General features: G+C 70.0%; 16 protein-coding genes and 1 riboswitch. Of the genes, 12 read left to right on the top strand and 4 right to left on the bottom strand.

What is annotated here, in order from left to right:
- Positions 1–48: 48 nt before the first annotated feature.
- From nuoH to VF632_RS22220, 11 genes are all read left to right on the top strand, one after another.
- Positions 49–1395 (top strand): NADH-quinone oxidoreductase subunit NuoH, encoded by a 1347-nt coding sequence (gene nuoH, locus VF632_RS22270; protein WP_331025131.1) that lies wholly within the window; start codon positions 49–51, stop codon positions 1393–1395.
- Positions 1396–1407: 12 nt separating this feature from the next.
- Complete coding sequence (locus tag VF632_RS22265; RefSeq protein ID WP_331025130.1) at positions 1408–1917, top strand: NADH-quinone oxidoreductase subunit I; 510 nt, start codon at positions 1408–1410, stop codon at positions 1915–1917.
- Positions 1918–2299: 382 nt separating this feature from the next.
- Positions 2300–2824 carry an NADH-quinone oxidoreductase subunit J gene (locus tag VF632_RS22260; protein ID WP_331025129.1) on the top strand — a complete coding sequence of 175 codons (525 nt, stop codon included), beginning with the start codon at positions 2300–2302 and terminating at the stop codon, positions 2822–2824.
- 7 nt (positions 2825–2831) lie between these two features.
- Positions 2832–3137, top strand: a complete 306-nt coding sequence (nuoK, locus tag VF632_RS22255; RefSeq protein WP_331025128.1) for an NADH-quinone oxidoreductase subunit NuoK — start codon at positions 2832–2834, stop codon at positions 3135–3137.
- 5 nt (positions 3138–3142) lie between these two features.
- Positions 3143–5557, top strand: a complete 2415-nt coding sequence (gene nuoL, locus VF632_RS22250) for an NADH-quinone oxidoreductase subunit L (RefSeq protein ID WP_331025127.1) — start codon at positions 3143–3145, stop codon at positions 5555–5557.
- A 13-nt stretch (positions 5558–5570) separates the two neighbouring features.
- Positions 5571–7181, top strand: coding sequence for an NADH-quinone oxidoreductase subunit M (locus VF632_RS22245; protein ID WP_331025126.1), 1611 nt, complete (start codon positions 5571–5573; stop codon positions 7179–7181).
- A 19-nt stretch (positions 7182–7200) separates the two neighbouring features.
- Positions 7201–8787 carry an NADH-quinone oxidoreductase subunit N gene (locus VF632_RS22240; protein WP_331025125.1) on the top strand — a complete coding sequence of 529 codons (1587 nt, stop codon included), beginning with the start codon at positions 7201–7203 and terminating at the stop codon, positions 8785–8787.
- 127 nt (positions 8788–8914) lie between these two features.
- The gene (locus VF632_RS22235; protein ID WP_331025124.1) at positions 8915–9985 is read left to right on the top strand and encodes an alpha/beta hydrolase; all 1071 of its coding nucleotides are present in this window, start codon (positions 8915–8917) and stop codon (positions 9983–9985) included.
- 53 nt (positions 9986–10038) lie between these two features.
- On the top strand, positions 10039–10377 hold the full coding sequence (locus tag VF632_RS22230) for a hypothetical protein (protein WP_331025123.1): 339 nt from the start codon (positions 10039–10041) through the stop codon (positions 10375–10377).
- Between the two features lie 282 nt (positions 10378–10659).
- Positions 10660–10734, top strand: a riboswitch (cyclic di-GMP riboswitch).
- A 100-nt stretch (positions 10735–10834) separates the two neighbouring features.
- Positions 10835–12454 (top strand): Ig-like domain-containing protein, encoded by a 1620-nt coding sequence (locus VF632_RS22225; protein WP_331025122.1) that lies wholly within the window; start codon positions 10835–10837, stop codon positions 12452–12454.
- A 150-nt stretch (positions 12455–12604) separates the two neighbouring features.
- Complete coding sequence (locus tag VF632_RS22220) at positions 12605–14455, top strand: M2 family metallopeptidase (RefSeq protein WP_331025121.1); 1851 nt, start codon at positions 12605–12607, stop codon at positions 14453–14455.
- Positions 14456–14527: 72 nt separating this feature from the next.
- On the opposite strand, the gene VF632_RS22215 is transcribed toward VF632_RS22220, so the two are convergent.
- From VF632_RS22215 to VF632_RS22200, 4 genes are read right to left on the bottom strand one after another with little or no spacing between them, the layout of a single operon-like run.
- Positions 14528–15874 (bottom strand): sensor histidine kinase, encoded by a 1347-nt coding sequence (locus VF632_RS22215; RefSeq protein WP_331025120.1) that lies wholly within the window; start codon positions 15872–15874, stop codon positions 14528–14530.
- A complete protein-coding gene (locus VF632_RS22210; protein WP_331025119.1) occupies positions 15871–17250 on the bottom strand; it encodes a sigma-54 dependent transcriptional regulator in 1380 nt (459 codons plus the stop codon). The genes VF632_RS22215 and VF632_RS22210 overlap by 4 nt, the downstream gene beginning before the upstream one ends.
- 43 nt (positions 17251–17293) lie before the next feature.
- Entirely contained in the window at positions 17294–18664 is a 1371-nt protein-coding gene (locus tag VF632_RS22205) for a TolC family protein (RefSeq protein ID WP_331025118.1), read from the bottom strand.
- Between the two features lie 25 nt (positions 18665–18689).
- On the bottom strand, positions 18690–19943 hold the full coding sequence (locus VF632_RS22200) for an efflux RND transporter periplasmic adaptor subunit (RefSeq protein WP_331025117.1): 1254 nt from the start codon (positions 19941–19943) through the stop codon (positions 18690–18692).
- Positions 19944–20387: 444 nt separating this feature from the next.
- On the opposite strand from VF632_RS22200, the gene VF632_RS22195 reads away from it, so the two are divergent.
- Positions 20388–21098, top strand: a complete 711-nt coding sequence (locus VF632_RS22195) for a GIN domain-containing protein (protein ID WP_331025116.1) — start codon at positions 20388–20390, stop codon at positions 21096–21098.
- Positions 21099–21119 lie beyond the last annotated feature (21 nt).

The following is a 21119-nucleotide window of genomic DNA, read 5'->3' as shown; positions in this document are numbered from 1 at the left end:
TAGGCACTAGGGACTAGTCACCAGGCACTTTCTATAGTCATGCAAGCAGTGCAGACGATCTCGAACCTTCACCAGCCGTCGGACATGGCGTTCCTGGTGTGGTCGATGATCAAGGTGATCGCGGCCTTCAGCGTCGTCATGGTGGTGGTGGCCATGCTGACGCTGATGGAGCGCAAGGTGAGCGCCTGGATGCAGGATCGCCTGGGCCCCAACCGCGTGGGTCCCGGCGGCCTGGGGCAGCCCCTGGCCGACGGCATCAAGAACATCCTGAAGGAAGAGACCAACCCGGCGGAGGCGAACCGGGTGTTCTTCACGCTGGCGCCCATGCTGTCCATCATCCCGGCGCTGGTGACCTTCGCGGTGATCCCGTTCGCGGCGCCGCTCCCCACGCGCTGGGGGGTGATCCCCATGATCGTGGCCGACCTGCCCGTGGGCATTTTGTTCCTGCTGGCGTTCAGCTCGCTGGGCGTGTACGGGATCGTGCTCGCCGGCTGGGCCAGCAGCAACAAGTACGCGCTGCTGGGCGGGCTGCGCGCGGGCGCGCAGATGATCAGCTACGAGATCGCGCTGGGCCTGTCGCTGATGTCGCTGTTCTTCGTGGTCGGCAACGTGGGGCTCCCCGAGATCGTGTACAAGCAGCAGCAGATGAACCTGTGGTTCGCGCTGCCGTTCTCGGTGTCGTTCTTCTTCTTCTGGATCAGCTGCTTCGCCGAGACCAACCGCCTCCCCTTCGACCTTCCCGAGGCGGAGAGCGAGCTGGTGACCGGCTACCACACCGAGTACAGCGCGATGAAGTTCAGCATGTTCTTCATCGCCGAGTACGCGCACGTGCTGACGGTGTCGGCGTTGATGGCCACGCTGTTCCTGGGCGGCTGGGACATCCCCGGCTACGGCGGCGACGACATGCTGGGCTTCGGGGCCGACGGCCGCTGGATCGGCGCGCAGCCGGCTATCTGGAAGACGGTCGTCAGCTTCGGCTTCTTCGCCGCGAAGACCTTCTTCTTCATCCTGATCTTCATGCTGGTGCGCTGGACGGTTCCGCGCTTCCGGTACGACCAGGTGATGGACCTGGGGTGGAAGATCATGCTTCCCGCCGCCCTGGTGGCCGTCGTGGTGACGGGCGCCACGGTGCTGGGGCTGGACAGCGCGGGCGAGCCGTTCGTGCAGGTGGCGCCCGACGGCACGCGCGGGGCCATCACCCTGTTCGGCGGGCTGGTGCTGACGGCGGTGAACGGGGTGATGCTCTTCCTGGTGATGTGGCTGATGGACCGGGGGCGCGTGCTTTCCGGCACGGGCTCGATGGACGAAAAGCGGATTCACGCGCAGCACCTGGCGCGGCGGCGGGCGGAGCAGATGCGCCAGCGGCTGACGACGCCCGGCTCTGCCGTCAGATAGAGGCACGGAACTATGGCGGCCACGGTTCAGATCATGAAGCGCCCGGTGCGGAAGTCGTCGTACATCCGCGCCACGCTTTCGGGGATGGCGCTCACCTTCCGGCACCTGGTGCAGTCGGCGGGCGACCGGTCGGACAAGACCATCCAGTATCCGGACGAGAAGAAGCAGCTGAGCCCGCGGTGGCGCGGCACCCACGTGATGGAGACGCACGACGACGGGCGTCCCAAGTGCGTGGCGTGCGGCCTGTGCCCCACCATCTGCCCGGCCAACTGCATCAAGCTGGTGCCTGGCGAGGACGACCAGGGCAACCGCTACCCGATCGTCTACGAGATCGACGAGTTCCGCTGCATCTTCTGCGGGATGTGCCAGGAGGTGTGCCCGGTGGAGGCCATCCACGTGGGCAACCACTACGAGGCGGGCGAGTACACGCGCGACAACTTCGTGTACGACCTGGACCGCCTGATGAAGCAGACGCACCCCAGCACGCTGCTGTGGGACCCGGCGGACCCAGCCGGGGAGTGAGCGGCTGGCTGTCGTGCGGAAGTGCGTGAGTGCGTGAGTGCGAAAGTAACGGCGGTAGCTTGCTGACGTCCGGGCTGTAAGCGGTCTCGCCAGGCTCGGTCGAACCGCACGGATGTAGAGGAAGCAGTCCGCGAAGGCGGACTTCGTGAAGTTCCAGCCGCGGTTTCAACCGCCACTGGAGGGGGACCGCGCCGGTGTTTTGTCGAGGCGCACGATCGCAGAGGGTGCCGTCCGGAGAGGCGGACTTCGCCGTCGGTCATCGAGGCGCGCCGATGCAGAGGATGCAGTCCGCGGAGGCGGACTTCGGGCCTTTGTTGCCGCGGTTTCAACCGCCCGGGCTGATTGACCACTGGTGGATGAGGGTGCACAACGTGGATACCAGATGCTGACCCAGATCCTGTTCTTCTTCTTCGCGGCCTGCGCCATCGGCTCGGCCGTGATGGTGATCTCGCGGAAGAACCCCGTGTCGAGCGCCCTGTGGCTGATCGGCACCTTCTTCGCGCTGGCCGCCATCTACACCCTCCTGGGCGCCTTCTTCATCGGCATCGTCCAGATCCTGGTGTACGCCGGCGCCATCATGGTGCTGTTCCTCTTCGTGATCATGCTGCTGAACCTGGGCAACGACTACGAGGTGGACATCCGCGGCACCGGGTGGAAGATCATGGCGGGCGGCGCCGCGCTGGTGATGATCGCGCTGCTGGGCCGCATGTTCACCGGCCTTCCGCCCACGGGCGTGGGGGCCGACGTGGGGCACGCCGCCCTGGCGGCGCAGACCGCCGAGCGCGGCACCGTGGGGCTGATCGGCATTCCCATGTACCAGGAGTACGTCGTTCCGCTGCAGGCCACGGCCATGCTGCTGCTGATCGCGGTGGTGGGCGCGGTGGCGCTGGCCAAGAGAAAGATCTGAGGAGCACGTGGAGCACGTTCCGCTGCAGTACTCGCTGGCGCTCAGCGCCATCCTGTTCTCCATCGGCGTGGCGGGGGTGGTCATCCGCCGCAACGCGATCGTCCTGTTCATGTGCATCGAGCTCATGCTCAACGCCGTGAACCTGGCCTTCGTGTCGCTTTCGCCCTACGCCGGGGTGCAGGGGCAGGTGTTCGTCTTCTTCGTGATCGCCGTCGCCGCCGCCGAAGCCGCGGTGGGGCTGGCCATCATCATCTCGGTCTTCCGCCATAGCGAGTCGGTGGACATCAAGAACTTCAGCCTGCTACGGTGGTAGGGGTGATGCTCCTCCTTCAAGCCGCCGAAGCGGCGCACGGCGCGCCGGCCGCCGCCGCGCACGGCGCCGAAGCGGCCTCGCACGGCGCCACGTTCCACCCGGTGCTGCCCTGGCTGATCCTGGCCCTGCCGCTGCTGGGCTTTCTGGTCAACGGCCTGATCGCGCTGTACGCCGCGCGCAAGGCGCTGCCCTCCGTTCCCCCCGTGGGCGACCCGTACTGGGACACGCACGGGCACGAGCACCACGCCCACGCCGCCGCCCCGGCCCTGGCGCACGCCCACGCGGGTGCGCCCAGCGAGCAGGAGCACCTGGATCAGGGCACGCGCCCCAACCCCGGCGACCACGCGGACGATCATGCTCATCACGCCCATGCGCACGACGCGCACGGCCATGATGCGCACGGCCACGACGCGCACGACGACCACGGGCACCACGGCGGCCCCAAGCCGTGGACGCACGTCGCGCCGTCGTTCATCGCGCCGGGCGTGCTGCTGGCGGCGTTCGCCATCGCCGTGCTCAACTGGATGAACATGCGCGGGGCGGGGACGTTCGAGCCCATCCACGGCTGGGACTGGATGCCCGTCGGCGACCTGCAGGTAGGCTTCGACCTGCTGCTGGATCCGCTCTCCATGGTGATGACGCTGATCATCACGGGCGTGGGCTCGCTGATCCACATCTTCTCCATCGGCTACATGAAGGAGGATCCCGGGTACCCGCGCTTCATGGCGTACCTGAATCTCTTCATCTTCTTCATGCTGATCCTGGTGCTGGGATCGTCCTACCCGCTGATGTTCGTGGGCTGGGAGGGCGTGGGCCTGTGCAGCTACCTGCTGATCGGCTTCTGGTTCAAGGAAAAGGCGAACGCGGATGCAGGAAAGAAGGCGTTCATCGTCAACCGCATCGGCGACTTCGGGTTCCTGATGGCGATGTTCCTGCTGTTCGCCAACCTGGGAACGCTGGACTTCGCCGGGGAGAACAGCGTGTTCCAGGCGGCCACTTCGCTGGAGTTCGGCGGGCCGGTGGTGACGTGGATCGCGCTGTTCTTCTTCCTGGGCGCCGCCGGCAAGAGCGCGCAGCTGCCGCTGTACGTGTGGCTGCCCGACGCCATGGCCGGCCCCACGCCCGTCTCGGCGCTGATCCACGCGGCGACGATGGTGACCGCGGGCGTCTATCTGGTCGTCCGCTCGTCCGTGATCTTTACCCTGGCTCCCGTCGCCTCGCTGGTGGTGGCCGTCGTGGGCACGCTGACGGCGCTGTTCGCGGCGACCATCGGCCTGAAGCAGTGGGACATCAAGAAGGTGCTGGCGTATTCCACCGTGTCGCAGCTGGGCTTCATGTTCGCCGCTGTGGGGATGGGCGCCTACACGGCGGGCGTATTCCACCTGATGACCCACGCCTTCTTCAAGGCCTGCCTGTTCCTGGGCTCGGGCGCGGTGATCCACGCCATGCACGGCGCCTTCCACGCCACGCACAACCCGGCCGACGCGCAGGACATGCGCAACATGGGCGGGCTGAAGAAGCACCTGCCGATCACGTTCGCCACGATGGGCATCGCCACGCTGGCCATCGCGGGCGTGCCGCCGTTCGCTGGATTCTTCTCCAAGGACGAGATCATCGGCGCGGCTTGGCTGGGCGCAGGGGGCCACAACCCCCTGGCCGTGGGGCTGGCGCACGAAACCGTAGGTATCAATCCCAAGTGGTGGATGATCGGCATCGGGACGATCCTGTCGATCACGGCTTTCATTACGGCCTTCTACATGGGCCGGATGATGATCTACACCTTCTTCGGCCGATTCCGGGGGACGGATACGGAGCGCAGCCACCTTCACGAGGGCAACTGGACGCTGACGCTGCCGCTGATCGTGCTGGCGCTGCTGTCGACCTTTGGCGGCCTGTTGAACGTCGAAGAGCACGTACCCGTGGTCGAGTGGTTCAACTTCGGGCAGGGCGCAGCGCTGCATCACTGGCTGCAGCCGGTGCTTGCCGGCTCTGAAGGCTACGTGCGTGACAGCCTGGGTGGGTTGGGCGAGGTTCACCACTCTCCTCTCCCCATCATCCTGGCCATCGGCATCGGCGTGGTCGGGCTGGTGCTGGCGTGGGTGCTAGTGAGCAAGAGCAATGACCGCGTGCGGACGGCGGACGTGGAGCCGGCGTACGAGGGCGGGCTGCAGAAGGCGCTCTACAACAAGTGGTACGTGGACGAGTTCTACGACCGCACGGTGGTGAAGCCGGTGAACTTCCTGTCGCGCCTGCAGTGGGGCTTCGACCGCGGCATCGACGGCATGGTCGACGGGTTCGGACGCATGGCGCAGGCGCTGGGGCTGTGGATGGGCCGGGCCCAGACCGGCTACGTGAACACCTACGCGTTCGTGCTGATCGTGGGTGTGCTGGTGGTGCTGGGCAGCTTCATGGCCCTTTGACGCGCAGACGGAAATGGAATCGATCTACCAGAGCCACTGGATCCTCACCTTTTTGATCCTGTTCCCCGTGCTGGGCGCGCTGGCCGCGTACCTGGCGGGCGAGCGGAACGCGCGGAAGGTCGCGCTGGGAGTAGGGATCCTTGAATTACTCGTATCGCTGCCTCTGTTCCAGGAATTCGACCCGACGGGGCGGTGTACCTTCACCGGGTCGGGCGGACTGGTGGGTCTGGGTGTCCGCGACAACGTGAACGTCCTGATGCAGAACTGCGCCAACGCGGCGTGGTTCCCGGACTGGGGCATCCGCTACCAGATCGGGATGGACGGCATCAGCCTGTTCATGGTGCTGCTGACCACGCTGCTGCTGCCGCTGATGGTGCTGGGCTCGTGGACGTACATCCGCGACCGCCAGCGCACCTTCTACCCCGCGCTGCTCACGCTGACGTCGGGCGTGGTGGGCGTGTTCGTGGCCCTGGACATGTTCCTGTTCTACATGTTCTGGGAGATGATGCTGATCCCCATGTACTTCCTGATCGGCGTGTGGGGCGGCAAGGAGCGGGTGTACGCGGCGGTGAAGTTCTTTTTGTACACCACCATCGGCTCGCTGCTGATGCTGGTGGCCATCCTGTACCTGTGGTGGAGGGCCCAGGCCGGCGGCGCGCCGCCCAGCTTCAGCTACTACGCCTTCCTCGAGGTGAAGACCACGTCGGCCGAGCAGTTCCTGCTGTTCCTGGCCTTCGCGCTGGCGTTCGCCATCAAGGTGCCCGTGTTCCCGTTCCACACCTGGCTGCCGCACGCCCACGTGCAGGCGCCCACGGCGGGCTCGGTGATCCTGGCGGGCGTGCTGCTGAAGATGGGCACCTACGGCTTCATCCGCTTTGGCGTGACGCTGTTCCCCGACGCGGCCACGGACCCGCGCACCATCTTCTGGGCGATGGTGCTGGGGGTGGTGGGCATCATCTACACGGCCATGGTGGCGGCGGTGCAGCCCAACGCCAAGAAGCTGGTGGCGTACACCTCGGTGGCGCACCTGGGCTTCGTGATCCTGGGCATCTTCGCCTTCAACCTGCAGGGGCTGCAGGGCGCGCTGCTGGTGATGATCGGCCACGGCCTTTCCACGCCCATGCTCTTCTTCCTGCTGGGCATGCTGTACGAGCGGCGCCACAGCTACGAGATCGAGGACTTCGGCGGGCTGGCGGCCACGGTGCCGCTGCTGTCGGTGATGCTGGTGTTCGCGGCGATGGCCTCCATCGGGCTGCCGGGGACGGCCGGGTTCTTTTCGGAGTTCCTGGTGCTGCTGGGCACCTTCCGCAGCGCGCCCTGGATGGCGCTGATCGCCAGCACCGGGGTGATCTTCGCCGCGTACTACATGCTGCCGATGGTGCAGCGCATCCTGTTCAACCCGCTCGACAAGCCTGCCAACCGCCGGCTGCCGGACCTGAACTTTCGCGAGCTGGCGATCCTGGTGCCGCTGGTGGTGCTGATCCTGTGGCTGGGCTTCTACCCCAAGCCCGTCCTGGACCGCATGGAGCCCGCGGCGAAGATGATTCTGCAGATGAGCGAGCGTTCGACGGTGGTGGAGCCCTTCGGCTTTGCCGCCCTCGACGCCGCCGAACCGACCCGCTGACCCGCGCCCGAGCCGATTGATGGAACTGAACCTGGCCAACCAGGGCCACTACTTCTGGGCGCTGCTGCCGGAAATCGTCCTTTCGCTCTGCGCGATGGCGGTGCTGCTGGTGGACGTGTTCCAGAAGGGCAACCGCTCCGAACCCTCCAGCCGCGCCATCCCCTGGCTGTCCATTGGCAGCCTGGTGCTGACGGCCGTCGCCAACGTGGCGCTGTACCGGATGAGCCACCAGGCCGGGTCGGTGCCGGGAATGGTGGCGCTGGACTCGTTCCGGGTGATCGTGAACTTCATCTGCCTGCTGGCGGCCGGGATGGCGCTGCTGCTGTCGATGGGGTACCTGGACCGGCGGGGGATCAACCGCGGCGAGTTCCACGCGCTGATCCTGTTCGCCACGCTGGGGATGATGCTGATGGCCGGCGCCACCGACCTGCTGATGGTGTTCATCGGCCTGGAGGTGATGTCGGTGGCCATCTACGTCCTGGTGGGCTTCGACCGCCTGGACGCGCGCTCCACGGAAGGCTCGCTGAAGTACTTCCTGCTGGGCGCCTTCACCAGCGCGTTCTTCCTGTACGGCATCGCGCTGACCTTCGGCGCCACGGGGACCACGAACATCGCCACGCTGAACCAGCTGCTGATCGCGGGGAACCGCGACGAGCCCATGCTGATGGCGGGGATGGCGCTGCTGCTGGTGGGCTTCGGGTTCAAGGTGGCGGCCATGCCCTTCCACATGTGGACTCCCGACGCCTACGACGGCGCGCCCACGCCGGTGACGGCGCTGATGGCCACCGGCGTGAAGGCGGCGGCGTTCGCGGCGTTCATCCGCGTGTTCCTGGTGGGCTTCGCGGGTGGGTACGAGCACTGGGCCATCCCCATCTTCTTCATCGCCATGCTCACCATGATCGGGGGCAACCTGATCGCGGCGACGCAGGGCTCAGTGAAGCGGATGCTGGCGTATTCGTCCATCGCGCACGCGGGGTACCTGCTGGCGGCGCTGCTGGCCATCAACTCCGGCGGCCCGGGCGCCTTCCTCTTCTACCTCCTCGTGTACACGCTGATGACGGCGGGTGCCTTCGGGGTGGTGATCGCCAACGCGCGCGGCGCCGACGAGCGGGTGACGCTGGAAGACTACTCGGGGCTGGCGCACCAGAAGCCGCTGCTCGCCGCGGTGTTCTCGATCTTCCTGCTGTCGCTGGCGGGCTTTCCGCTGACGGCGGGGTTCCTGGGCAAGCTGTACATCCTGCGCGCGCTGGTGTCGGCCCCGCAGAACCTGACGCCGATTGCGGTGATCTTGGTGCTGGCGTCGCTGGTTTCGTACTTCTACTACCTGCGCGTGATCGTGGTAATGTACATGCGCCCCGCGCGCAGCGTCGACGAGCACGCCCACGCGCGGCTGCCTCGTCCGGCCATGGCGGGCGTAGTGGCCGCGGCGGCGCTGATCGTGCTGCTGTTCTTTACCGCCGGCGCGCAGGTGTTTCCCGGCGGGATGACCGCGGCGGGGGTGCGTCAGCGCTGGGGGCTCCTGGACCTGGCCGACCGGGGGTGGCAGTCGCTGAACGTGCCCCGCGACGCCGTGGCGTCGTCCGCGGCGGCGGCGGCGGCCCCCTGACGCGACCGGCGTCGGGCCACCGGGAAAGAGCTGCACGGGCCCGGCGGAGTCGCCGGGCCTTGGCGTTTGCACGGGGATTGCACGGGGGATGGACGGGGCTGGCGGGGAGCGAACGCGAGAGGAGCGGATGGCCGTGAACGAGGGCCCGAAGACGGGCCGCGAGGGGCGCCCGGAAGAGCGCCAGGACGAAGCGAAGGGCACGCCGCTGCTGGGCAGCACGCGGCGCAAGGCAGCCGCCGGGCTGGGCGCGGCGGCGCTGGGGGCGTACGCGGTGTACCTGCTGGGTGCCCGCAAGGCGCGCCGCAAGCCGGTGACGGAGCTGCCCAACGCGCTGGGGCTGCCCCTGGAGTACGTGGCGTGGGGCGACGTGTTCTACGCCTACTACCAGCGCGAGGGCACGGGGCGCCCGGTGGTGTTCCTGCACTCCATCAACGCGGTGGCCTCGGCGCACGAGATGCGGCCCATGGTGCGCGCGTTCGCCCGCTACACCGACCGGCCGCTGTTCGCGCTGGAGTGGGTAGGGTTCGGGCACAGCGACCGCCCGGAGATCGCCTACGAGCCGGGGCTGATGGAAGACCAGCTGGAGCACTTCCTGGAGCGCGTGGTGAAGCCCGCGGGCGGGGCCGACGTGGTGGCCCTTTCGCTGGGCGCGGCGTACGCGGCCGAGGTGGCGCGGCGGCGGCCGGACCTGGTGCACGCCCTGGTGGCGCTGGAGCCCTCGGGGCTGGGCAAGAACCCGGGCGCCCTGCCGCGCATCTGGTCGCGGCTGCTGTTCACCCTTCCCGGGGTGCAGCGCGCCTTCTACGACCGGCTGACCACGCCGGAGTCGCTGTACCAGTTCGCGGCCGACAACCTGTTCACCCCCGAGTTCGGCGTGCCGGAGGAGTTCGTGGACTTCGCCGCCGAGACCTCGCGGATGGAGGGGGCCGCCCTGCCCCTGGACGACTTCCTGAGCGGGCGGATGTTCCCGCGCGACTCGGCCGACGCCTTCCGCCGCCTGCGGCAGCCGCTGCTGGTGATCCATGGCACGGTGGAGAACCGCCGGGAGGAGAACTACGACCGACTTCCCGAGCTGGACGGCCGCCCCAACGTCACCGTCGTGGGCCTTCCCACGGGCGGGCTTCCGCACTGGGAGCGGGCCGTCGAAGTGTGGGAGCGCGTCCGCGACTTTCTGGACGCGGCGGGCCCGCGCGCCTGAGCGCGGGCCGCCGCCCCATCGATCTTTTTCCGAGATCCTACGGAGACGCCATCATGCCGATGTCTGGGTTCCGCCGTTTGCCCCTGGCGCTCGCCGCCGCGTTGCTCGTGGCCGCATGCGGAAGGGGCGGGGAGAAGGGCGCGGGGGGGCCGGCGAAGATGGATACCACGAACAAGGAGTGGGAGGACGGGCTGTCGTCGCAGCAGGTGGAGACCGAGGCCAAGGCGCTTTCTCCCGAAGAGGCGGCGCGAATGGGGATGGCCGTCGACACCACCATTCACCTGGAGGCGCTGGACGCGCGCGACTCCGCGCTGGTGGAAGGGGGCCGGGTGAGCGCGCCGGCCCGCGGCGACACCGCAAGCGTCCCGGTTCGCGTGGACAGCACGCCCTGAGCTTTACCGCCGCCCGGGCAGAGATGAACGCAGGGAGCCGAAAGTGCTCTCTGCGTTTTCTTTCATCCGAACGATGAGCGCGGTACGCGCCGAGCCGCGTCCGCCATGCCGCGGGACGGGGCGTCATATGGAATCGGTCGGACAGGGAACGACGTTCCGGCGCAAAACGCGCTTCAGGACGCCGTCGGCACATCCCAAGCCGCGAGTCTGCAACGGTTTTCTGTATCAACACACTTGCGTTCATCAAAACAACACTTATTTTGTAGTACGCTAAACCCCACCTCGCCGAAAACGCACCCCGGCCGCGAGGCCGGTCCGCAAAGCCACAGGTCTCCCCGAGACAGCTGGGCTACCGAAGAAGGGCGCCGCCGGACCGCTGCGCCGGCAATCTGTTCGCCTCCTCCCGCTCATGATCACTACCCCCGTATTCCGGCTCGCAACGAGCCGGCAGACCCGTGTGGCATTCGCCGCGCTGGCGCTCCTCGGCGCCGCGTGCGCCGACCTGGAGAACCCGGCTGCCCCCACAGGCGTGGCGGCGTTATCCATCTCCGACGCCGCGCACGGCGGCACCCCCGGCTTCTTCTGGCTGCCGCCGATGGCCAGGAACCCCGGCGCGGCCGGTGCGCTGGACACGGATCTCGATCCCACCGTCACCATCTGCGCGTGGTCGGGCACCACCTGCACCTCGCCCGTGGCCGCGTACACGCGGGCGGGCGGCACTGGTGGCGAGGCGGTGAAGGTTTCCGACTCGCACTACCACGTCAACTGGCACACCCGGCAGTTCTCGCTGAGCGAGGCGCAGGTGTACCGCGTTCGCGTGAGCGTGGGCTCGCGTGAGCTCGGCCATGCCGACGTGCGCGTGGTGGCGAACGGTTCGGCGGCGCGCGGCGTGGACGGCACCCGGTACGTCGCCGTGGTGAACGGGCAGACGCTGGCGGTGAAGTTCCGCATCGAGACGGGGATCCCCGGGGCCGTCATCGTCACCCCGGGGACGGCGACGGTGCTCCCCGGCGAAACCCGGCAGTTCACCGCCGTGGTCACCGACCTGCACGGCAACGTCATCGCCGGTGCGCCGGTCACCTGGTCGTCGAGCATCGCCAGCGTGGGCACGGTAGACGCGAATGGGCTGGCGACGGGGAGCCAGACGGGGTTCACCTCCATCACGGCGACCAGCGGGTCCGTCACCGGGAGCGCCGCGCTGATCGTCGACGAGCCGATCCACCGCTGGCACCTGATGGAGCCTGCCCACGACCAGGGCAACTGGGCGTTGTGGGGCACGTCGGTGAACAACATCTACGCGGCCAACTGGACCAGCGTGCTGCACTTCGACGGGGTGAAGTGGAGCAACGTCGACACCGTGCAGTGGCACGGCACGCTCGACATCTACGGCACCTCGGCCGACGACATCTACGCCGTGGGGCAGGCCGGGCGCATCCTGCACTTCGACGGGCAGGTGTGGGCCCAGGAGCAGTGGGATGGCCAGAGCGTGTACCCCCTTGCCCTGGGCAACTGGTACACGCCTTCGCCCAACATCTACCTCTGGGGCGTGTGGGCCGCCGGGCCCAACGACTGGTTCGTGGTGGGCGACCGCGGAACCATCCTGCGCGGCAAGGCGGGGAGCTGGACGCCCATGAACAGCGGCGTCACCACGCTCCTTCGCCGGGTGTGGGGCACCTCGGCCAGCAACGTGTACGCCACCGGCGACGGGGGCGTGCTGCTTCACTTCGACGGCACCGCGTGGTCGAAGGTGACGCTGCCGGAGATCGTCGACATGTGGGGCGTGTGGGGCTCGTCGGCCAGCGACGTGTACGTCGTGGGCGCCGGCGGCAAGGTGTTCCACTACGATGGCGCCTCGTGGTCCATGATCCAGCTTCCCACGCAGAACTTCCTGTACGCCGCGTGGGGAACGTCGGCAAGCAACGTGTTCGTCGGCGGGTCCGGCGGCACCATCTACCGGTGGAACGGCGCGCGGTGGATCATGGAGGAGGCGCCGGCCCAGCAGGTGTTCGACTTCTGGGGTCCCACGGGCACCGACGTGTTCGCGGCCCTCAGCGGCTGGTCGATCCTGCGCCGCTGACGTCCACTCTTCCGGGATGACGAGAGGGCCGGCCCCGCACGCGGGGCCGGCCCTCTTCGTATTCCGCCGCCCCTTGTGGAACCTCCCGATGTGTGTCACTGTACGCACCGTTCCGCGAGTGAAGATACGCATCTCCAAGGACGTAACTGCATGCCACGTAACTTGTTCGCCCGCCTGGGCGCGCTGGCTCTGGCGGGCTTCGCGGCCGGCTGCGCCGGAACGGTCGTTCCGCCGGCGGAAGCGCCCGTCGCGGTAGCCCAGTCCGCCGCGGCGGCCACGCCGGAGCAGGCCGCCGCCTTCATCGCCGAGAGCGAGGCCGAGCTCCGCGAGCTGTCGCTGCGCTCCAACCAGGCGGGGTGGGTGGCCGCCACCTACATCACCAGCGACACCGAGGCCCTTTCGGCCGAGGCGCAGAAGAACCTGAACGTGGCCATCCAGCGCCGGGCGCTCACCGCGCGGCGCTATGACGACGTGCAGCTTCCCGCCGCGCAGCGCCGCAAGCTGAACCTGCTCAAGCTGGCCCTGGTCGCGCCGCCGCCGGGGAACCCGGAAGAGGCGTCGGAGCTCACCCGCCTGACGGTGGGGATGGAGGCCGACTACGGGCGCGGGCAGTACTGCCGCGCCGCGGGCGCGTGCCTGGACATCGGCGCGGCGTCGCGCATCATGGCCACCAGCCGCGATCCGCGGGAGCTGCGCGACGTGTGGCAGGGCTGGCACGCCGTCGGCGCGCCCATGCGCCAGCGGTACTCGCGCTTCGTGGAGCTTTCCAACAAGGGCGCGCGCGAGCTGGGGCACCCTAACACCGGCGCCATGTGGCGCTCGGGCTACGACATGCAGCCCGACCAGTTCGAGGCCGAGGTGGAGCGGCTGTGGCAGCAGGTTCGCCCGTTGTACGAGTCGCTTCACGCGTACGTCCGCACGCGGCTGGTGGAGCAGTACGGGGCGCAGGTGGTGCCGGCCAACGGGATGATTCCCGCGCACCTGCTGGGGAACATGTGGGCGCAGGAGTGGGGGAACATCTACCCGCTGGTGGCGCCCCGCAACGCGGCGGGCGCCGGCTTCGACCTGACAGAGCTGATCCGTCGCAAGGGGCTGGACGCCCGCGGGATGACGCAGTACGGCGAGCGTTTCTTCACCTCGCTGGGCTTCGATTCGCTGCCGGCCACCTTTTGGGAGCGGTCGATGCTCACGCAGCCGCGCGACCGCGAGGCGGTGTGCCATGCCAGCGCGTGGAACGTGAACGACGAGGACGACGTGCGCATCAAGATGTGCATCGAGCCCACGGGCGAGGACTTCGTCACCATCCACCACGAGCTGGGCCACAACTTCTACCAGCGCGCCTATCGCGTGCAGCCGCAGCTGTTCCGCAACGGCGCGCACGACGGCTTTCACGAGGCCATCGGCGACGCCATCGCGCTTTCCATCACCCCCGCGTACCTGAAGCAGGTGGGGTTGCTGGAGCAGGTGCCCGCCCCCGCGGCCGACACGGCGCTGCTGCTGCGCCAGGCCATGGACAAGGTGGCGTTCCTGCCCTTCGGCCTGATGGTGGACAAGTGGCGGTGGGGCGTGTTCTCGGGGCAGATCACTCCCGCCAACTACAACGCGGCGTGGTGGGAGCTGCGCAATCGCTACCAGGGCGTCTCGGCGCCGGTGGCGCGCTCCGAGGCGGACTTCGACCCGGGTGCCAAGTACCACATTCCGGCGAACACGCCGTACATGCGGTACTTCCTGGCGCGCATCCTCCAGTTCCAATTCTACCGCTCGCTCTGCCGCGAGTCGGGGCACACGGGGCCGCTGTACCGGTGCTCGTTCTACGGCAGCGAGCAGGCGGGCGCCAAGCTGGCGACGATGCTGGAGGCCGGGCAGAGCCAGCCGTGGCAGGAAACGCTGTTCGCCATGACCGGCGAGCGGCAGATGGACGCGGGCGCGATGATGGAGTACTTCGCGCCGCTCAAGGAGTGGCTGGACCGCCAGAACGCGGGCAAACCCGTCGGCTGGTAGACGGATCGGGGTTCTCACACGGAGTTCGCGGAGGAGGTTGTTCCGCGGCCTCCGTGCTAGCGTGGCGGGCGATCAGAGGGTAGCGGGGTTCCCTCCCTCCGGCTTCAGCGGCAGTACCAGCCGTGCTTCGCAGCCGCGCGCGTCCTCGCGGTCCACCAGCTCCACCCGCCCCCCGTGCGCCTCGGCGATCTGCTGGCTGAGCACCAGCCCGATACCGCTGCCATGGGGCTTCGTCGTGAAGAAGGGAACGAACAGGCTGGTCGCCGCCGCGATGCCAGGCCCGTCGTCCCGGATCCAGAGCCGTACGAAGCGCGCGTCCACGCTCCAGCCCACCTCCACCCCGCCACCGGTTTCCGCCGCCGCCTCGGACGCGTTGGCCAGGAGGTTGATCAGCACCTGCTCCAGCTGGTCGGAGTCCGCGTCCAGCGCCACGGGCGGACCGCCCACTAGGCGGATGGGCCGCCGCGTCTCCAGCCTCACGGCGCGGTGCACCAGCTCGCTCACCTCCACGCGCCGCCTGCGGGGCGGGGGAAGCCGCGCTAGCCGCGCGTAGCTGGTCATGAACCGCCCCAGGGCCTCCGCCCGTCCCGCGATGACGCCCAGCCCCTGCGCCAAGTCGTCGTCGAAGTCGGGCGGCGGGGGGTCGCGGCGCATCACGTCCAGCAGCCCGCGGGAGATGGACTGGATGGGGGTGAGCGAGTTGTTGATTTCGTGGCTCAGCACGCGGATCAACCGCCGCCAGGCGCCGCGCTCCTCCTGCCGCAGCATCTGCCCCACGTCGGAAAGCACCAGCAGCTGATGAGGCACTCCTTCCTGCCGGAAGGTGGCCCTGCGCACGTCCCATCGCCCGGCGCCCCCAGGAAAGGCGTGCTCCACGATGGGCGAGGTCTGCCGCCGCAGCAGGGGCTCGAGCCCCGCCTCGACCGCCGACGCCCCCACCAGGCTCTCGGCCGAACGCCCCAGCAGCCGCTCAGCCGCGCGGTTGGCGAACTGGATGTGCCCCCGGTCGTCGAGCGCCAGCACCACCGCGTCCAAGTTGGCCAGCACCGCACGGAGCAGCGCACCCGCCTCGAGGCCGCCCAGCCGCTGCCGCCGTAGGTGGTCGGCCAGGCCGTTCAGTTCCAGCCGGGCCAGCCCTAGCGGGTCGTCGGCCCGGGCACCGCGGGCGCGCACCGAGTAGTCGCCGATGCGCAGCGCCCCGATCAGGTTGGCGATGGTCTGCACCGGGCGGGTGAACCGGTGGCGGAGGGCCTGGGCCCCCGCGATCCACACGGTAGGGAGCAGGAGCGACAGGCCCCAGCGCAGCCAGGGCGGGGCGGGAAGGGCCCAGGCAAGCGCGAGGGCAGCGGCCGTCCCGGGGAGCCCGGCGGCCAAGGCCAGCAGCAGCACCTGCCGGTCGGAGCGGGCCGGCCAAGTCACGCGTCGAGCCCGTGCTTCTGCAGCCGGCGATACAGGGCGCTGCGCGAGATGCCCAGCGCCTCGGCGGCGTGGCTGACGTTGCCGCCGTGGCGGTCCAACGCCTTGCGGATGATGTGGCGCTCGGCCGTTTCCAACGGCATTTCCTCGAGCCCATCCGCCCCCCGCGCCGCGGCGGGGCGCAGGTTCAGGTCCCCCGGCGTCACGCGCTCGCCGCTGGCCAGCAGCACCGCGCGCTCCACCGTGTGGGCCAGCTCGCGCACGTTGCCCGGCCAGGGGTAGTCCAGCAGGGCGCGCATGGCGTCGGGCTCGAAGGCGTTCACCGCCTTGCGGTAGCGGCCGGAGAAGCCCCCGAGGAAGTGGGTGGCGAGCACGGGAATGTCGTCGCGCCGCTCGCGCAGGGGCGGCACGTGGATTTCCACCGTGTTGATGCGGTACAGCAGGTCGCCGCGGAACCGCCCCTCTGCCACCTCGTGGTGAAGGTCGAGGTTGGTAGCCGAGATCAGCCGCACGTCGGCCGTGCGCGGCTGGGTAGAGCCGACCCGCTGGAACTCGCCCGTCTGTAGCACCCGCAGGAGCTTGGCCTGCAGCGCCATGGGCATCGTGCCGATCTCGTCCAGGAAGAGCGTGCCCCGGTGGGCGGCCTCGAAGTACCCCACCCGCTCGGAGCGGGCGTCGGTGAAGGCGCCCTTCACGTGGCCGAACAGCTCGCTTTCCACCACCCCCGTGGCGATGCCGCCCGCGTGTACGGTCACCAGCGGGCGCGAGGTCCGCGACGAGCCGGCGTGAAGGCGGCGGGCCACCACCTCCTTCCCCGTTCCGTGCTCGCCGGTGATCAGCACGCTGGCGTCGGAGGGCGCGATGCGCTCCAGCATGGCCACCATCTCGCGCATGGCGCGAGACTCGCACACCAGCGACGGAGTGCCATCCTGCGGCAAACGCGCGTTCTCGTCCTCCAGCTGGCGGCTGTGCCGCAGGGCCCGCCCCAGCTCCACCTGCGCGCGCAGGGTGGTCACCAGCCGGTGGTTGTCCCACGGTTTCTCGACGTAGTCGCGCGCGCCCAGGCGCATGGCCTCGACGGCCCCCTCGACGCTCCCCCACGCCGTCATCACCACCACGGGAAGGGCGGGGTGCACGGTGCGCATGCGCCGCAGCAGGTCCAGCCCCTCGGCGCCGGAGGTGGTGTCGCGCGCGTAGTTCAGGTCCAGCAGCACGACGTCGAAGTCGTTCGCCTGCAGCTGCCGGGCGACGGCGGCCGGCGAGTCGGCCGTTTCCACTCGGTATCCCTCCGCCTTCAGGAGCAGGCGAAGGGCTTGCACGATGTCGGGCTGGTCGTCGGCGACCAAGACGCGGATCTGATCGGGGGCGGCCACGGGCATGGCGGTGCGGGGATGGGGGATGCGCTCGGCCTTCTGCGGCAATCTACGGCATCGGGCGCATCACCGCCGCCCCCGTGGCGCGCTCCAGCTCGGCGGCGGCGCGAAGGCGCGCGTGCCGGGCCAGCGCGGCCTGCCGCGCGGCCTCGGCCCAGAGGGCGTTCGCGTTCAGCCGGTCGGTGAGCGTGCCCAGCCCCACCCGGTACCGCTCCTCGGCCTGCTCGCGCTGCCGCTCGGCCAGGGCCAGGTTCAGCGCGGCACGCTCGCCTACCCCCCCCGCGCGCACCCAGCGCTCCAGCCCCACCTCCACCTCGCGCTCGATCGTGCGCCGCGCCGCGCGCCCGTCGGCGTCCGCGGCCAGCAGGGCCGCCGCGGCGCGCTGGCGTTCGGCCCACAGCTGGCCGGAGCGTTCCAGGGGCGACCAGGCCAGGGACAGCCGGTAGTACGCCTGCGCGTTGCGGGGCTCCATGGTGAAGGCCTCGCGCGTCTGCCCCCACTCCGACCAGACGCGGTCCATCCCCACCGTCACCGTGGGGAGCAGCCCCAGCCGTCCGGCCCGTACGGCTCGGGCCGCCGCCTGGCGCTCCGCCGCCGCGCCGGCCAGCACGGGGCTGGCGGCAGACATACGCGCGCGAAGCCCGGCCGTATCCACGGCGGCCAGAGGTTCGGGTGCCTGCAGGGGGGCTCCCAGGTCCCCTTCCATCCCGGTCCGCTCGTACAGCGCCAGCCGCCGCGCCCGCGCGTCGCCTTCGGCCTCGATGACGGCCAGGTTGGCTTCGCTGGCCGCCAGCCGCGCCTGCAGCAGGTCGATCTCGGGAACGTCGCCCGTTTCGAACCGCGCCTGGGCCGTGCGCTCCAGCTCGCGCGCATGGGCTTCCTGCGCGCGGCGCACCTGCACCAAGGCGTCCGCCTCCAAGGCGTCCAGGTAGGCCAGGGTGGCCTCGGCGGCGGCCTTCACCCGTGCGGCGCCCAGCTCGTGGCCGGCCGCCCGGGCCCGGGCGCGAGCCACGGAAGCCGCCGCCAGGTTGCGGCCCCCCGCGAACACCGTCCAGTCCACCGAGACGACGGCCGCGGTGCCGAAGGTGTACCGCCGCTCGACCAGCGAGTCGGGAAGCTGTACGATTCCGCCCGTCACGGGGTCCGTGGCCGTGCGCTGCAGCACGTCGGAGCGGTTGAGCCCGGTGGAAAGCGAAAGGCGCGGCAGCATGGGGGCGAAGCTTTCCGTGACGCTGGCGCGCTCCAGCAGGCCGGCGGCGCGCGCCCGCTGGATCTCGGGGCTGCCCTCCAGCGCCGATGCCACCGCGCGCTCCAGCGTCAGGGGCGCCGCGTCCTGCGCACGCAGGGACGAGGGGGCGGAAAGCAGGGCCGCTAGGGCCACCAGGGTGGCGGCCGTGCGGTGTGGGGTCATGGGGCTCATCGCGGGCCGAAGGTTGGAAAGGGGGTCATCGGCGGATGCGCAGGCGCTCCACCCCGTCCCAGCGCGAAAGGTCGGACAGGATCACTTCGTCGCCCGGCTGCAGCCCGCTCACCACCTCCACCGAGTTCACCGAGGCCCGGCCCAGCCGCACGGGAACGCGCACGGCCGAGGCGCCCCCGTCCACCAGCTTCCACAGCGAGGCGCCGCCCTCCGGCTGCGCGTACGCCGGGCGGCCCATGTGGAGCACGGAGGGGAGCCGGTCGATCTCCACGGTGCCGTCGACGCTCAGGTCCGGGCGGGCGCCGCGGGGCAGCTCGCCCTCGAGCGCGATGTCCACCGCCACCGAGCCTCCCTGTACGGCGGGATCGATGCGCACCACCCGGCCGGGCACCACGCCGCTGCGGGTGTCGATGCGCGCGGGCTGCCCCACGGCCAGGTCGCGGGCCTGGCCCTCGGGAATGCGAAGCACCGCCTTCAGCCGGCCCGGCTCGACCACGCGGGCCAACGTGGTGCCCGGGGTCACCCACTGCCCCACCTGCAGGGGAAGCTCCTGCACCACTCCGGCGGCCCCCGCGCGCACCTGCATGGAGGTTGCGCGCTGGGCGTGGAACTGGACGATGCTGCGAAGCCGCTCCACCTGCGCGCGCTGCACCGCCATACGCGAGCCAGCCGAGCGCTCCAGCACCCGCAGCTGCTCCTCGTCCATCCGCAGCCTCTCCCCCAGTTCGCGCGCGCGGTCTTCCGAGCGGGCCAGCTCCATCCGGGCGATCAGCCCCCGGGCCGCGAGCTCGCGGTCGGCCTCGGCACGTCGGTGCGCCTCGCGCTGCTCGCCGCGCAGGGTGGAAAGCCCCCCCTGCAACTGAAGCCGCTGCGTCTGCAGCGTCGACTGCAGCCCCGCCATCTCGGCCTGGGCCTGGGCCAGCTGCCGCTCGGCGTCGAGCGCCTCCAGCTGCACGTCGGGGTTGCTGAGCTCCAGCAGCACCGTCGCCGGCTCCACCCGGTCGCCCGGCTGCACCAGCAGCCGCTCCACCCGCCCGCCCGTGCCCGCGGGGACCCACCGGATGCGCTCGGGTACCAGGGTGCCGGGGCCTCGCACCGCGCGCACCATCTCGCCGCGCTCCACCGTGTCGGTGACGATCTCGCCGCGTTCCACCGAGGGCACGGCGGGCTCCAGGCGCGACACGGCGGCGAAAAGGAGCAGGAGCGCGGCCGTGGCCGCCGTGCCCCACGCGAGGCGGCGGTTGCGGCGGCTCTTGAGGTCGGTTCGGCGTACGTCCACGGGAGCGTCCGGGATCAGGGGGAGAACGGGAGTGGCTGCGGTGCCGGGGTAAAGGAAACCTTGTGCCGCGCGCCGTCGAAGGCCCAAGTGTCTGCGGGAGACGTGTTTGCGCCCGGAGTGCCCGCCGCCTGCAGGGCGCGCGCCTGTCCGCTGCCGGGAATCGCGGTCCCATTTTCGGACACCGCCGCCGACACGTCCGGACGCCATCCAGGTACCGGCTGCTGTTCGTTTCCGGCGCACGCCGTCCCACGAGCGGACACCCGCAGCCAGTTGGGAAAGAATGTCCTTTCCCGCAAGTCGTTGAGCAGGAGTGAGATGCGCGTTCGCCGACACCTGGCACGTTCCGTGTTTGTCCACCTTGCCGGACAGTCGCGGCGAAAAGCGGGAGAAGATGCCCCCGCTTCGTTTCGCGCCCCGCTTTCACCCTCGGACCCCGGTGCCGACATGCGTGCCTTCCACTTCGCCGCCCTGGCCGCGGCCCTCGTCCTGGCCGCCCCGCGGGCCGCCGCGCAGGACCCCCCGCTGGTTCGCGGCACGGGGGTTCCTGGCACCGTGCACCGCGACGTGGCCGGCGTTCGCCGCGTGGTCTTCGACGCGCCGGCGCTGCTGGTGATCCGGCCCGGGCCCGCCGAGCTCCGTATCGAGGGCGACGCCAACCTGGTGGAGCGGGTGACCTCCCGGGTCGGCGCCGACGGCACCCTGGTGGTCGGCACGGGCGACGTGCAGGTGCAGCCCGTCCGCCGCCTGCGCCTGTACCTGGGGGTGCCCGCGCTCGAGGCGGTGGAAATGACGGGAAGCGGCGAGCTGGAGGTGGAGGGGGTGAGCGCCCCCGAGTTCTCGTTCTCCCTCTCCGGCTCGGGAAGCGCCCGGCTGGCGGCGGTTCGGGCGGGGCTGCTGCGCCTGTCCGTTTCCGGCTCTGGCCCCACGCAGGTGGCGGGACGGGCGGACCGGTTGGAGGTCAGCCTGAGCGGCTCGGGCTCCATCGACGCCGAGGCGCTCGCCGCCGGCTCGGCGCGCGTCCAGGTTACGGGAAGCGGCTCGGCCGCTCTGGCGGTGAGCGGCCGGCTCGACAGCCTCATCGACGGAAGCGGCGCGGTGACCAACCGCGGTCCTGAGCCGCTGGCCGGCACGGCCGCGCGCACGGGCGCCCGCTGACCTCTACTTCATCCACCCCGG

The sequence above is a fragment of the Longimicrobium sp. genome (genome assembly GCF_036388275.1).
GTDB lineage: Bacteria > Gemmatimonadota > Gemmatimonadetes > Longimicrobiales > Longimicrobiaceae > Longimicrobium.
This window is presented reverse-complemented; position numbering and strand designations above follow the sequence as displayed.

Coding starts and splice junctions, on each gene's coding strand:
- VF632_RS22265 (WP_331025130.1), top strand. CDS start 1,408: ATGGCGGCCACGGTTCAGATCATGAAGCGCCCGGTGCGGAAGTCGTCG.
- VF632_RS22260 (WP_331025129.1), top strand. CDS start 2,300: ATGCTGACCCAGATCCTGTTCTTCTTCTTCGCGGCCTGCGCCATCGGC.
- nuoL (WP_331025127.1), top strand. CDS start 3,143: ATGCTCCTCCTTCAAGCCGCCGAAGCGGCGCACGGCGCGCCGGCCGCC.
- VF632_RS22245 (WP_331025126.1), top strand. CDS start 5,571: ATGGAATCGATCTACCAGAGCCACTGGATCCTCACCTTTTTGATCCTG.
- VF632_RS22240 (WP_331025125.1), top strand. CDS start 7,201: ATGGAACTGAACCTGGCCAACCAGGGCCACTACTTCTGGGCGCTGCTG.
- VF632_RS22235 (WP_331025124.1), top strand. CDS start 8,915: ATGGCCGTGAACGAGGGCCCGAAGACGGGCCGCGAGGGGCGCCCGGAA.
- VF632_RS22230 (WP_331025123.1), top strand. CDS start 10,039: ATGCCGATGTCTGGGTTCCGCCGTTTGCCCCTGGCGCTCGCCGCCGCG.
- VF632_RS22220 (WP_331025121.1), top strand. CDS start 12,605: ATGCCACGTAACTTGTTCGCCCGCCTGGGCGCGCTGGCTCTGGCGGGC.
- VF632_RS22210 (WP_331025119.1), bottom strand. CDS start 17,250: ATGCCCGTGGCCGCCCCCGATCAGATCCGCGTCTTGGTCGCCGACGAC.
- VF632_RS22205 (WP_331025118.1), bottom strand. CDS start 18,664: ATGAGCCCCATGACCCCACACCGCACGGCCGCCACCCTGGTGGCCCTA.
- VF632_RS22195 (WP_331025116.1), top strand. CDS start 20,388: ATGCGTGCCTTCCACTTCGCCGCCCTGGCCGCGGCCCTCGTCCTGGCC.